Origin of the sequence: Pseudoxanthomonas sp., from assembly GCF_027498035.1 — a bacterium.
GTDB lineage: Bacteria > Pseudomonadota > Gammaproteobacteria > Xanthomonadales > Xanthomonadaceae > Pseudoxanthomonas_A.
The window spans coordinates 3,921,506-3,935,973 of record NZ_CP114978.1 but is presented as its reverse complement, the minus strand read 5'-3'; the positions used below and the strand labels follow the sequence as shown (position 1 = coordinate 3,935,973).

At 59.8% G+C, this 14,468-nt stretch carries 9 protein-coding genes and 1 tRNA gene; 1 reads left to right on the top strand and 9 read right to left on the bottom strand.

The annotated features are described in order from the left end of the window. Nucleotides 1-131: 131 nt before the first annotated feature. Nucleotides 132-698, top strand: coding sequence for a GspH/FimT family pseudopilin (locus tag O8I58_RS17355; RefSeq protein WP_298318881.1), 567 nt, complete (start codon nt 132-134; stop codon nt 696-698). A 95-nt stretch (nt 699-793) separates the two neighbouring features. On the opposite strand, the gene O8I58_RS17350 is transcribed toward O8I58_RS17355, so the two are convergent. From O8I58_RS17350 to O8I58_RS17310, 9 genes are all read right to left on the bottom strand, one after another. Continuing rightward, nucleotides 794-870 (bottom strand) — tRNA-Asn (locus O8I58_RS17350). 84 nt (nt 871-954) lie between these two features. Further along, nucleotides 955-1,401: a type IV pilin protein gene (locus O8I58_RS17345; protein WP_298323134.1), complete on the bottom strand. Its 447-nt coding sequence runs from the start codon at nt 1,399-1,401 to the stop codon at nt 955-957. Nucleotides 1,402-1,421: 20 nt separating this feature from the next. Next, the gene (locus tag O8I58_RS17340; protein WP_298318879.1) at nt 1,422-6,371 is read right to left on the bottom strand and encodes a PilC/PilY family type IV pilus protein; all 4,950 of its coding nucleotides are present in this window, start codon (nt 6,369-6,371) and stop codon (nt 1,422-1,424) included. A gap of 11 nt (nt 6,372-6,382) precedes the next feature. Beyond that, complete coding sequence (locus tag O8I58_RS17335) at nt 6,383-6,865, bottom strand: pilus assembly PilX family protein (protein WP_298318877.1); 483 nt, start codon at nt 6,863-6,865, stop codon at nt 6,383-6,385. A gap of 1 nt (nt 6,866) precedes the next feature. Then, complete coding sequence (locus O8I58_RS17330; protein ID WP_298318875.1) at nt 6,867-8,144, bottom strand: PilW family protein; 1,278 nt, start codon at nt 8,142-8,144, stop codon at nt 6,867-6,869. Beyond that, nucleotides 8,141-8,620 (bottom strand): type IV pilus modification protein PilV, encoded by a 480-nt coding sequence (pilV, locus tag O8I58_RS17325; RefSeq protein WP_298318873.1) that lies wholly within the window; start codon nt 8,618-8,620, stop codon nt 8,141-8,143. Before pilV ends, O8I58_RS17330 begins: the two co-directional genes overlap by 4 nt. After that, entirely contained in the window at nt 8,617-9,126 is a 510-nt protein-coding gene (locus tag O8I58_RS17320; protein WP_298318871.1) for a GspH/FimT family pseudopilin, read from the bottom strand. The genes pilV and O8I58_RS17320 overlap by 4 nt, the downstream gene beginning before the upstream one ends. Nucleotides 9,127-9,329: 203 nt before the next feature. Continuing rightward, nucleotides 9,330-10,712 carry a nucleotide 5'-monophosphate nucleosidase PpnN gene (gene ppnN / locus O8I58_RS17315; RefSeq protein WP_298318867.1) on the bottom strand — a complete coding sequence of 461 codons (1,383 nt, stop codon included), beginning with the start codon at nt 10,710-10,712 and terminating at the stop codon, nt 9,330-9,332. Nucleotides 10,713-10,851: 139 nt separating this feature from the next. Next, nucleotides 10,852-14,094 (bottom strand): TonB-dependent receptor, encoded by a 3,243-nt coding sequence (locus O8I58_RS17310; protein WP_298318864.1) that lies wholly within the window; start codon nt 14,092-14,094, stop codon nt 10,852-10,854. Nucleotides 14,095-14,468: the final 374 nt, after the last annotated feature.

Here is a 14,468-nt window from a genome sequence, read left to right as displayed (position 1 = left end):
TATAGCGCCGCCTTGGATGACGGCCCGGTGCGGAGAATTCCTACAGCGCGCCGTGGTGCCCAGCGATGTTGGCGGGACGGACAAAGCAGGACGCTGGCGGCATCCCAACCGCACGGACAAAGGATTGCCCGATGGACGCCCAGCTCACTCGCCATGCCCTGCCCGCCCAGCCGCGCCGCCGGATCCACGGCTTCAGCCTGATCGAGGCCACCGTGGTCATGGCGGTGGCCAGCATCGGCCTGGCGATCGGGCTACCTTCATACAAGAGCGTGGTCCAGCATCAGCGCGAGAGCGCCACGACAAACCTGCTGACCTCGTTCCTGGCATCTGCTCGCAGCACCGCCATCACCTATCGCAAGCCGACGGTCGTCTGTCCGAACGACGGGAACAACCAATGTCGGGATGACAGTGACTGGACACAAGGCTGGATCATGTTCTACGACCCCGACGGCAACCGCCGCCCGGACGACCCAGACGACCTGCTGCGGATCGAAGCGGGCCCACGCGACCCTGAATTGCGTATCGTCTCGACCAGCGGCCGCCCGAAGGTCACCTTCCTAGCCAATGGCAGCGCCGCCGGCAGCAACCTGACCATCCGTCTGTGCCGTAACGGGACTGCCAAGACAGCGGTGATCGTGAACCGGAGCGGCCGCACCCGCGTGGGGAAGCCGGACAACGCCGCGGGCTGCGTACTCTGAACGTCGCTAGATGCACCCCGACCTGCCCCCTACCCGAGCCCGGAACCCGCAAAAACAAAGGCCCGCATCGCTGCAGGCCTTTGTCTGTGTACTTTTGGCGCCCGAAGTTGGACTCGAACCAACGACCCCCTGATTAACAGTCAAGTGCTCTAACCGGCTGAGCTATTCGGGCGGGGGCGCAAATTGTATGCGGAGGACAGCGGGCTCGCAAGCCCGTCGAAGCCCATCTCTTCACCAGGGCCGCATGAAGCCGGAATCACCAGCACTGCGCGTAGGTACCGGCACTATTGCCTTTGGCACCGGCCTGGTTGATGGTCAGGGTGCCGCATTTGTCATTGTTCTGCCCCCCATTGGCGTTGGGTGTGGCCGTCAACGTAAATGTCGTTGCCGTGTTGTTGGAAAGGGCCACCCCGTAATAAGCCGTTCCAGTCCTCGGGCTTTGGGCAAAGGCCATCGTGGCGAGATCGAACGTGGCGTAGGTATTGTTGACCGTCCGGTAACGCTCAGCCATCTGCGTCAGCTCAACCAGGTCCGCCTTGGCCTGGGCACGTCGCGATTTGCGCACCTGCTCCTGATAACTGGGATAGGCGATGGCAGCCAGGATCGCGACGACCGCCACGGCAATCATCAGCTCGATGAGCGTGAAGCCACCTTTCCCTCGCAATAGTCGTTTCCGAGGCGAACGGCCAGGTAGCGAAACCATCGAAAAATAAGGAACAGACGTCACTTCAGTTGCCTCCAGGATTGTCGACCACACAGCCGCTGCACACCGATGGATTTGGTTGGGTCGATGGGATCGATGATGACCTCACTACAACCGCCGGGCGGCGGCGGATCAGTATCGCAATCCGTATCAGCCGGATCACAGTAGCTGGGCAGCGTTGGTGTTGGCTGGGTCGCCCCCACGCCCTGACTGGGAGCACCACTACCCGTTGAAACCCCACCGGTGGTCGTACCACCCGCTGGCGTGGATCCAGGAGGAATCGTAACCGACCCCAGGGCCGCCCCGCCGCTGACGCTGTTGAGCGCGTACAACCAGTTATCGCCACCCGGCGTGCAGTCGGTTCCAATGCCCGGAATATAGGTCGGGAAGTAGATCTTGCCGCTCTGCAAGGTCGGCTGCCCCACGACGCGCTCGCCTTTCTTGTCGAGCTTCCCGTCGGAGACGACTGCCAGATCCATATACCAACCGCGCTGAGTCAGGTAATTGACGGAATTGGTCGTGACCGAACGGGTTGGCGGCACCGTCGCGTCATCAGAGGTGATCTGCTGCTGCGCCAACAGCCCACGGCCGCTCACCGGCCCTGAGTTGTTATCCCAGATTCCATAGACCGTCTGCACGTCCTTGACGTCGTTATCGCCGGCGACGAAGTAACGCCCCGTTCCGAAATAGATCATGTAGCCCGTTCCCGGCCCGACTGCCACTTCAAAACCACCGGTAATCGGCTGGGCCTTGCCGTCGGCGTCCTCGGCGGTGAACAGCGGCTTGTTGTCATAGGCAACGTTCCAATCCGCCGCGCTGGCACCGCTCAGATCGAATTTCCAGACATGGCCCTGCAGGTCGCCTGCATAAGCGGTATCGACCAGACCATCACCGTTGCCGTCGACGACCGCAACATTCCCCAAACCGTTCATCTCCATCGATGACGTACCGCCAGCGGTGATCTTCTTGACCAGCTTGCCAGTGGCCACATCCACCACATACAGCACGGCATTGCCGTTGTTGCTGTTGTAGCCGTTGCCGAAGATCGCAACCCACTTACCGTTGTCGACAGGCACGATGACCGGCTTGCCCATCACGTAACCGATATCGCCTTCCTCGGCAGCCTTGTTGGCATTGAGTTCCCAGAGAACATTCCCTTCGTTGAAGCCTTTCCCGGTCGTGAGCGAAGTCACGTTCATACCGAACACGCCCTTGCCGCCAGCGCCCATCCCGCCTATCAGCAGGGTCTGCCAGCTGCCGCCAATCAGTGCATCACCAAGAGTGAGCTTGCCATCCACATAGTAGTGGTGTGGGTAGTCGCGGTTCGCAAGCAAGCCTAGGTTGGATTGGACCGCATTGGGAACATAGGCAAAGACTTCACTACCCGTATTGGCGAAACCATGCAGCATGCCGTCGTTCGCGCCGACGAAAACGTATTCGTCGTGCGTGGTCTTGCTGTTGACGTAATCGGTGTACGCAGTGCGTTGGGTTGACGACAAGCCACCCGCGCCTGCCCAACCATAGTTGGCTGTCTTGGTGGCGACCACCGGCGCGGAGTTGATGATGTCACCCAGGATGCCCGAGCGGACGCGGAACGGCCTAGCACCCTTCGCAGTCCCCTCCAGGTCACGCTTGCCCCGGATGTACTGGACCAGATCCCCACCGGTGACCGCGTCGCCAAAATCATTACTGAAATTACCGGTGGTATAGCCCAGACGCCCCAACACCGCAGGATCATCCCCCCCCAGGTTATCGGGAATGAATGTCTTCACTGCGGTGGTTCTGTTGTCAGAATCCACAGAGGACAGACTGGTATAGATGGAACGATCATCTACACCGGCACTGGTGGTTGGCATCTTCGCCGCAGCACTCCAGATCGCGGTAGACATATCCACGGTGCCATTGGCCCTGATCTTGTAGGCCTGGACGTCACCCACCCAGTTGGTGGCGTTGTTGGAACTGCTGTAGGACGGCAACACCACGAAGGAATTGCTGTTGACCTGCGCTCCAGATATGGACAGCGAGCCGCTGCTGCCGTTCTGGTTTTCGATGGTATCGAAGGCCTTGGTCAGCTGCTGCTTCAGATACAGCGGATTAGTGACCAGGAAGTAATTGTCCGGTACACCATCGGCATCAGCATCCCAGGCCTGATCGGTCCCGTACTTGGCTGCATACCAGAGCGGGTTTTCGAGTAGCCCGGCGCCAACGCTGGCACCCACCTGGAACGTGCGAGTCGAGGTCAACGCCGTCAATGCGCATTTGGCAGGCATCGATGACACGTTGCAATAGCCTGGCTTCTCTCCGGGCGGCGTAGCCAGCTTGTACTTAGGTGTCGCGCCATCCCGGTCATGAACTTCTAGGTAGACGCCATCAGCCGTCGTGCCCGAAATCACATACCCCATGTACTGGTCGATACCGCCGGCCGCGTATTCCGAACTCATGCTGACCACGAGTTCACCCGTCGCCGTCACCTCCAGGGTATAGAGCGAAATGGCATCCATGTCATGGTCAGCTCCCTGCTCCACGTCCTCGTAGTTGATGCGGAACTCCGCGTATGGGCGCCCACCGTTGACCGATGTATCACGATCGGCCCCCTTAGGATCGGTGTTCTTCACTGTCTGCACATAGAAGTCGACGATCTGGTCTGTCGGCTGGAAATCGCTGGTCGGATCAATGCCTGAACCACCAACAGACTTGGCGAAGGGCACGAAGGTGACATTGCCGCTCCCCACGGGAAAGCTGAACTTCGGCAATGGGGATGCGAGCGCGATCGAGTAGGTACGAAGGTACTTGTCACCTCCGACCTTGTTGTTCGCACCGAATCTGGAAACACCTGCGGTGTAGAAGGTGCCCTGCTTGCTGGGCTCCTCCGGAGACAGGCCGCGTACCGTGGACAGGTTACTGACGACCTTTGGCGTCGGCGCGTTGTCGGCGACGTTATTGGACTCACCAATGAACATCGATCGGGAACCACCACCTTCATCGGACCAGATGGCATCGACCTCCTGGCCAACGTTCAGCGATTGCATGACCACCGGATCGTCTGTCTGGGACACGCTTCCCCAGTGCGTACCAGGCACGCCGTAGTCATAGGATGGGTTGATGTCGCTCAGGATCGTAGCCGTCGGCTGAGCGCAAACCGGATAACCACCACCGCCGTTGGCCGTTGCCGTATAGGGCGTGCGCCATGCCGGCTTCGGCAGCTTCAATGTCTCCGCATCCGGGCCAGACGTATAGTTGAACGCATCCTTGGGAGCGCTCGCGCCTCCGTAATAGCGCAGCGTCTCGTACATCATTTCACCGATGGGATTACCCCACATCCAACACTCACCGTCATTCACCGGACGCGTGGTGATCCAACCGCACCCGTATGCCTGGCTGGAATAGCTGTAGTCCAGGATGCGGAATTTGTCGATGGTTTCGACGATGCCGCCATCAACCAGGCCTTTGGCGAACTGTCCAGTGTTCGCGTCCACTTCGTTCTTGAAGCTGGACATGTTCTTGCGCACGACTCCGCCCGCCGTATTGTTCTTGTACGAACCGGTCAGCAGACCGAAGTACATGCGATCGCTCTCACCATAGTCGTGCAGGATTCCGGTCGGCTTCACCGAGGTGTTGTTCCCATAGACCTTGCAGTTGTCATCTCGCAGCGAAACTGTCGCCGGACACACCTGCACACGCAACGGATAATTGGTCATCGCGGTGGCACCACCGGAGGACGGTGTTTTCCAGTACAGCTGCCAGTAGTCGTCGCCGCCACCTTCCTCGTGACGTACCTGGATGGTATGGAGACCGGCAGCCAGGGTGACCTGGCCGGAATGGCTCGTCAGACCAGCGCTACTGGCATCCCCACCATGGTCTCCATACCACCCGTAGACCACATTGCCATCAATCTGGACCTCGATCGCATCGTCGCCGTTAACAGCGAAGCCATAGGCACCAGCTTCACTGATATTGATCTGTCCCTTGATCAACGTGTGATAACCATCTTGTCCACAGCCATTGGTGCCGTTGCCAGGATTGTTGTTTGAGCCGGAGGTATTGATGTCGCTGATTGCTTTGTTGGCAACACACAAATTCGTGGCAGAGTTGTTGCCAAAAAGCGTATCCATCGCGGCTTTGTTGCCCGAAGTCCCCTGCGAATCCTTCCAGGTGGAAATGGTCAGACCGCTATAAGCCGCAGCTGGCACGATGCTCCAATCACCGGAAGAACCCGAACCAGTGACGCAATTCACCCTGACATTATTGGTCGTGAAGCAATCGTTGCCCGCAACGGGACGCTCGATGGAGACCCAGTTCCAGATCCGGAAGACCGTGTTGTTGAGCACCCGCAACTGCGGCACGCCGTTGTCGCTGAGCGTGGTCACCACGAACAGGTTGTAGCGTCCAGTATTCGGGGCGTTGTAAGGCGTGTACTGCTTGATGTTGTATCCATCGCGCGCGACGCTCTGGTATTCCTTACCCCAGCTGTGGGCGTCCTGCGGGGTGAATGAGGCCTGCAGCACCGTGTCGGAAGCGGTATCGACATTGCGATAGCCGCCGTAGAGCACCTTGCGCAACGCATCCATGCGAGAGGTGGTGACGTAATTCAGGAAGTCGCCGCTCCACTTGGTGCCGTCACACTGCTTTCCATCGCTTCCGCCCGCGGCCCCCGAGGGTGTGAACATGCTCCCATCGGTGGACTGGGCATAGCAGACCTTGGAGTTGTAATACCCGTAGTAGGTGATTTTTGCGGGCTTGTAGCCGACATCCAGCGCGCCATCGTCGTCCAGATCCGACGCGTCGTTGTAAGCCTCATAGTAGAGCTTGTGGTCGCGCGCCATGACCAGCATGTTCAGTGGCGGCAGGGAGGTCCGTGTAAACAGCGGCGCCTGCGCGATGACAAGTTGGCTCGGAGCACTGAAGACCACGCCAACCGCCATGGCGATACCCAGCATCAACAGCGCAAGCAGGACGTATTTGAATTTCATGATGGGCCAGCTCATGGCTTGATGAAGATGGTGTCGATCGCAGCCACGGAGGACGAGCTGCCCAACGTATCCTGATCATGGCTCAGTGCAGTGGTGCGATACATGGTGCAGAAATCTTTTTCCACTCCCACCCCGGCACTACATTGACCGGCGCAGATACTGATGTTGACCGTACGCGTCATCGTGGAATTTCCGTCGGCGTTGTCGTTGACCCATTTGGTGGCATCAAAGGGAACAGCACAGTTCTCATAGTCGAACGCGGTACCCGAAGCCACCTGCACCTCCCTATTCCTTACTTCCGCCTCGGCGCCCTGGAAGGCCTGGTTGGCGGCAAGGAAATTGGATGACATACGTTCCTGCATAGTGGCCACCTGCATGCCCACGATGCCGATCAGGGCAAGCAGGATCAGCATGATCAAAGCCACATAAAGCACGGCGCCCCGCTGACGACTGGGCGTCGCGGGGATACGGAAAGGACGCGGATATCGCTTCATGTCATTGTCCGAACAGACGGTTACGCAAGGCGATGGTGCTCTCGTAGGCCGACCGATACTGCCCATCGTTGGCAGGCTCCATCGTCACATTCAAGGCTTGGGGGAGATTGGCGTCCGCGGGCACCGGGACCACCGCATGATCGCCGGTTCCACGCAACAGCAACCCCAGCTGCACCGCTCCCACGCGCCGCCACAGATTGGCCTTGGCCGCGTCGTCAGCGCCCAGCGCATCAAGGTCCTCACCGGTGTAACTCTTGTCGAGATAGCCGCTGGGCATGCTGGTGGCTGCTGTCACCGAGTCGACGCTGTAGAGCAGCTGCATCGACTCGACGCCCTCGGCCATTTCATCCGACACTGCGCTCAACTCACCGCCTGGAGCACTGGTCCACCGCATCCGGTACAACGAAGGCACGTCATCGGGATTGAGAGCAACGTAATAGGCAACGATTTCAGCCTTGGAAAGCCATGCCTGATTTGCACCATAGGCCAGCGCCCCGTCCTGGGCCCCCACATAAGCAAGGCCGCTCTTGTTGAGCCCCGTCTGCGACACCGTCATCGAGGTGTCACCCGGTGCAGCGGATGCCTGGAATACTGAGGTTCCGCGGCAATCGCCCATCGCGAACAAATTGCTGGCGGTGGAGTCCGTTGCGATCTTGGTCGCGCCGGCAACCGATTCGTCAGGATAGGTCAGCGCAGGTGGAGCAAAGGACGCCACCGTCGTCTGTTCCGGTGATAGGTAGCGCATGACCACGATGTCGCTGCCCTTGATGGGCTTGGGCCTCATCTCCTGGAACAATCCCGCATCCGGCAATGCGGGGGACCAATCCCCTACTCCCCCCACTTCCGGTGTTCCCACTGCCAGCGTGTCTCCGGGGGAAGTCCCCTTGGCTTCGAACCCCTGAATGGATACGTCAAAGCGCAGTGGAAATGGCAACGCAGTCACCGTGTTGTCGTTGCGCTGCTCTTCGGTCATGAACAGCGACCTGATATTTCCGCCAGTGATCTTGCCTGCGCTATTGAGTGAGAGCAGCGATTGGTCGTTCACGCATCCAGCATGACCCACCATGCGCAAGTCCCGTTGCAGGAAATCCATCGCAAAGCGCGCATTCTCCTGGTTGCGAGCAATCGCCTGCGAGAGCTGATAGGCGGTACGCGAAGCGCTGAAGACCTGGATTACACCAGCCAGCAGCACCAGCCCGATAACAAGAGCGATCATTAACTCGATGAGCGACATGCCCAGCTGATTTCGCCGCCACCGATAAAGGCGAAGCTGGCTCATATGCGGGTCTTCACTTCGAATTTGGCCTTCTGCTTATCGGCATCCTCTTCCCAGTATGCATCACTCCATTCGATCGAAATCACCAGGTCACCATTGGCGGCGAGCGCGACATTTGCCGTGCCATCCGGAAAAACCGTGCGCAATTTGCACTTCCAGCGAGCAATGTTATTTGCCGGGCTCGTATCCTGGCCAAGGGCGCAGTTACCACCGGTAACGCCACTAAAGCTAGCGGACTTGATCGCGTTGTAGTTGGAAGCCCCGTTACGCTGGGTCCGGATCAGGTCAACCAGTTCATAGCTCAAGTTGGTCGCAACGGTACGGTTCTGCGCACTCTTCGTAAAACGCACCGACATGGTCTGCAACATGGCAAACCCAAGCAGCCCAACACCGAGTACAAGCACCGCGATCATCACTTCGATGAGGGTAAAGCCAGCCTGACCATGGCGGCGACGGTGGAACGAAATGGGCCGCCTCATGCAGGGCAATCCTCTTTGGTGGTTTTGACCTGCCCGGTAATGGTGACGTCGATTTTCCGCTGTAGCTGTGCCGAGCCACATGCCGGCGGCCGTAATGTCAGAGCCACGGCTACTGCTGCGCGCCCCCTTGAATCAAACTGGACGGCGTTGCCAGGACCAGTGATAGCGATGTCGCCATTGCCCCGGGTGAACTTGAGGACAGTCTCGGTGGCGGCAAGTGCTCCGTCGCCATTCGCATCCGCCCACACCAGATAGCCATCCGACCAGCTGCCGCCGCAGGCCGTCCCATTGGTGCTACTGCACACAGCTGCACCATGGGTACTGCGAATGGCCTCGCTTCGCGCCAATGCCAGCGTACCGATGAGCGCGTTGGTCGAGGTGGCGACACGGTTGGACCGCAGGGTCTGCTGGAAGCTCGGCAACGCAATGGCCAGCAGAATCGCCAATACGGCAACCGTGACCATCAGTTCGATCAGCGTGAATCCCCTCACCTGGTCGCGTGACATAGCACCTCCCCAACTTGAACTTGAGGAGGCTGCTTCAGTGCTGCCTTGCTTGCAACCCATATCCAGACAAGCGGCGGAACCGAGGCGATGGGCGCACAACCCACGCAATGGCTGACTTTCCAGCCTAAAGAAAACCCGAGCCACTGCCATCATCCCCGCGCGAGCGGGGACGACGAGCAGAAGCCCGACGGCTCAGTGTTTCCTCAGGTCACAACCCGATAGCACGGTTTGTAATCGCCTGCGATCTTCATGCGGCGCTGGGCAACGAAGGCCTGCAGGAGTGAGTCCAGGGCAGCCATGATTTCCGGGTCGCCGTGGATCTCGAACGGACCGAACTCCTCGATCCGGCGCATGCCGTCCTCCTTGACGTTGCCGGCGACGATGCCGGAAAAGGCACGACGCAGGTCTGCAGCGATGGCATGGGGCGCACGGCCGTGGTGCAGATCCAGCTGGGCCATTGCCTCGTGCGTGGGCACGAACGGCTGCTGGAACGCCAACGGAATGTCGATCGACCAGTTGAAGTAATAAGCGTCCTTTGCGGCCTTGCGATGTTCGCGCACCTGGGTGATGCCAGCCTTCATGGCCTGGGATACGGCCACGGGGTCACCGATGATGATCTGGTAGCGCGACGCGGCAGCCTCGCCCAGAGTCATGCGAATGAAGCGGTCGATCTGCTCGAAATACGGCGCCGCCACCACCGGTCCGGTCAGGATCAACGGGAATGGCAGGCCGGCGTTTTCCTCACGCAACAGGATACCGAGCAGATACAGGATTTCCTCGGCCGTGCCCACGCCGCCCGGGAAGACGATGATGCCGTGGCCGATGCGGACGAACGCTTCGAGGCGCTTCTCGATGTCCGGCATGATCACCAGGTGATTGACGATCGGGTTGGGCGATTCGGCCGCAATAATGCCCGGCTCGGTCACGCCGATATAGCGCACCTGCTTCTGGCGCTGCTTGGCGTGGCCGATGGTGGCGCCCTTCATCGGGCCCTTCATCGCACCCGGGCCGCAACCGGTGCAGATATCCAGGCCACGCAGGCCCAGCTCGTAGCCGACTTCCTTGGTGTACAGGTATTCCTCGCGCGAAATCGAATGGCCACCCCAGCACACCACCAGGTTCGGCTCGGACGGCTTGAGGATGCGCGCGTTGCGCAGCTGGCCGAACACCGCATCGGTAATGCCGGCAGTGGTCTCCAGGTCTGCCGCGTATTCCTCGCCCAGCTCGATGGCCATGTAAGCCAGGTCGCGAACCACAGCGAACAGCAGCTCGGCCACGCCGCGGATGATCTCGCCATCGACGAATGCCATGGCCGGCGCGTTGACCAGCTCGATCCGGACGCCACGGTCGCGTTGCAGGACCTGGATGTCGAAGTCCGGGTACAGGTCGCGCGCCGCGCGCGGGTCATCCGAAGCACTGCCGCTGGTCAACACCGCCAGCGCGCAGCGGCGCAACAGGTCATGCATGCCGCCCGCCGAGGCATCGCGCAGGCGCGCCACCTCAGTCCGGGACAGCACGTCCAAACCACCACGCGGGTAAATCCGCGTACTCACCACCGGCAGCGCCCGGGTTGCCACTTCACTCATCACTACTTCCTGCTCATCGGTCCGTTTGACGGACGACTGTAGCGCAGCGCGTCCGCCCGGGGTATGCCAGGCGCCAGGCAAAAAGAAACGGCCGGGTTGCCCCGGCCGTTGGTTTGCTCGTTACGCCAAGCTGCGTGGATCAGAACTCGTAGCGTAGCGTCACCAGCGCCGACCAACGCGATACCACGCGGGACGGCGAACCAGCGTAGGCGTCGTACTGATACAGCGGCTGCGGAGCGTTGCTCTGCAGGTTGTACACATACGTGCCATCGGGATTGACGCGATTCAGACCAGCCAGGTAGCGGGTGTCATACAGGTTCGTCGAACCCGTGCCCTTGGTGACACCCCAGTCCTTGTTGAGCATGTTCAGGAAGTTGTAGATGTCCAGGCGGACGACGCCCTTATGCTCCTTGAAGAAACCCGGAATCTCCTGCTGGATACCCAGATCGAACTGGTTGATCCACGGCATCCGGTCGCCGTTGCGCTTGACCACCGAGCCGCGCTGCGAAGCCAAGTACGTGTTGGAATCGATTGCCGCCTGGAACGCGGCAATTTCCTCAGCAGTGGCCGCACGCGCGCTCGACCCGGTACCCCATACGTAACTGACATTGGAATCGTTGACCAACGGGACGTATGCCGGATCTTGGCTAATGCCGTCGCCATTGAGATCGCCGTTCATGATCCAGGTGTACGGCAGACCGCTACGACCGTTGTAGAAGCCGGTGATGCTGGTCTTGTAGTCACCGAAGAACGCATGTTCCCAACCCAGCGAAAGCTTGATCGAGTTACGGACTTCACGCGTGGCGGTGCTCGCAATCTCTTCGTTCGGGTTCAGGCGCGATACGTACTGGTAGCTGGACCAGGCCTGCGAGCTGGTGTCCGAACCGACTTCGCGGGCATGCGTGTAGGTATAGCTCAGATTGCCATACCAGCCATTGCTCAACGGCTTGTCCAACGCGAAGGTCACAGCCGTGGAACCACCCTTGTCGGTGTTGCCCAGCAGCGTGGTCCCATTGGAGCCACTGGTGAAGTTCGGGTTCGCACCATTGTTCTTGGCACCACCCGGCGTGACCCAATAACTGTCACGGCCATCGAACAGTTGGCCATTGGCCTGACCAATGTTCAGCGCCTGGTAGAACACCGCATCCTTGTTCTTCAGATGCAGGATTTCGGCGGTACCCACCAGACCCCACCACGGCAGCTCCGCGTCGTAGCCCAAGCTGAATTTCCAGGCCGTCGGCAGCTTGAAGTCTGGATCGATGGCGTCGACCTGCTTGCCAACCGTCGGGTAGTCGGCCGCACCCGGCTCCGGGAATGGCTGGTTGTACGGGTCGGCACTGAACGGGTAATTCGGATCGTAGGAAGTCTTGGTGATGCTGCCCTTGTTCACACCATTGTTCTGGTAGGGATTGCCCAGCCAGACGAATGGCGGCGTGGTCTGGAATAGGCCAACGCCACCGCGCAACTGCGAATAGCGCGGGGTATCAAAAGCATAGTTGAATGCCAGGCGCGGCAGCACGACCTTGTTGCTGGCACCCAGCTTGTAGGAATTACTGAAGCCAAACGCCTCCTCGAACTGCGGATGCTCCGGCGGCGCCTTGTCTGCCTTGGGAATGTTGACGCGCACGCCGTACACCAGCGACAGCCTGTCGGTCGCCTGCCAGGTGTCCTGCAGGAAGGGGCTCCACTGCTCCAGGTTGATCGCGGCGGCGGTATCGGCCTCGGTATAGCCATCAAGCGGTCGGGTCACCGTGTAGTACGAATACCGGCCGGCCTCGAAGTCGTCGATGCTGGCGAAGGTGTACACGCCGTGCAGATCGCGGCCGTACAGGTTCAGCGCCTTGGTCTTCTCGTAGTCGAAACCAAACTTCAGCGTGTGATCGCCGAGGTACCAGTTGCCGAAGATCGACGCGGTGAACTTCTTGGTATCGATCGCATTCTCGTGGCGATTGCGGTCTTCACCGAAGCGGATGCCGTTGCCGTCGTTGTTCGGCGCACTGCCAGCAGTCAGGCCGTCGGTCGCGACATTGATCGACGGTAGGTCGATCGCGTTTCCAGCGATCTGGCTGAACTTCTGATAGCTGAACTTGGCTTCAGTCGAGAAGTTCTCGCTCCAGTCGTCGAAGAACTGCAGCGCGGTGTTCTTGGTCTCGCTGACCTTGTTGAACCAGCGCGTGCTCAGGATCACCTTCGACGCATCGGTGTCGTAAGGCTGCGGCAGGTTCTCTTCAGTCTGCTGGTAGGTCAGGCTGGTGCGGTGGTAGTCGTTGATGTTCCAGTCGATCTTGCCCAGGTAACGCTTGTTCTTCAGGCTGACACCCAGCGCACCGTAGGTGCCGGCATCGATGCCGTAGGTGTTCTTGGCAATATCGATCACGCGCTGGATATCGGCCTGCGACACCGCCCCGGAACCAACACCGTCATCGGCCGAGGCACCGCCGAAATTGGTCACTTCCTGCTCTTCATACGAACCGAAGAAGAACAGCTTGTCCTTGAGGATCGGACCACCGATGGTGACGCCCTTGGTGGTGTCCTTGTCGAACAGGTCGTAGTCCTTGCCACCCTCCGAGCCCACCATGTCCTTGGCGTTCTTGTAGGCGTAGTAGACCGACCCATGGAATTCGTTGGTACCGGATTTGGTGACCGCGTTGATGGCAGCACCGACGGTGTCCTGCGAGACGTCGAAATCACTGGCCTTGATGTCGTAGGCAGCGATGGTATCGACCGAAATCGGCGAACCGGTGTACGGCATGCCATTGGCGTTCAGGCCGAATGGGTCGCCCTGGCCCAGGCCATCGACAGAAATGGAGTTGTAGCGATTGTTCACGCCGGCGACCGAGATGGCGCCGGTGGCCTGATCGGTCACGTTGATGCGCGGATCCAGACGGGCCACGTCGTCCAACGATCGATTGCCATGCGGGCTGACCTCCAGCTGGCGGCCACTGATGGACGTACCGACACCCTTGTTGTCTGCGCTGAACACGTTGGACGAGGCAACGCCAATCGCGGTCACGGTTTCCAGGGTTGCAACATCACCCTTCAAGGCGACATTGACAGTGTTGACACGGTTCAGATCTAGGTAGATCCCGTCTTCCGTGTCCGTCCCCTCGCCCGGCTTGTTGATGGTGACGGTGTAGGGACCGCCCACGCGCAGGCCGCGCGCGGTGTAGCGACCGGCGGCATCGGTGGTCGCGCGACTGATCGTGCCCGATTCCACGTGGGTGATGGTCACTTCGGCGTCAGCCACCGGTGCACCACCAGAGCTCAGGACGGTGCCGGCAATACCGGAAGAAGTGCTCTGCGCCATGGCAGGTGCAGCGGCCAGTGCGGCCAGGAGGCCGAGGGCCAGTTTGGAAGTCCGGATACGACGATGTTGTGTCATTGCGTCTGCCTCGAAAGTTGGGCGGTCAGAAAAAACGTGCTGGCCGGCCACGCTTCTGGCGTGGCTCTCATGGACTTACTGGAAGATTTGCCCCTGGAACACATGACGGGCACGACCGCCATGAGTTAACGACAGGTTAACACGATAGAAGCACAGTGTGACGGGATCGTGACGTATTTTTCGCAATGCAACATTCCTGTCCATACCTGACAATTTCAGCCATGAATTTCAATGAGTTGCGAGGACTTCTCTTTTCCCGCGCCAGGCAGCTCCGGCACGGCCGGACCACACTTTCATGACAGCGGGGTCGATGCGTCTCTCTGCATGCCGCGCCCCTTTCCACACACAAAAAAAAAGCGGCGACCCGAAGGTCG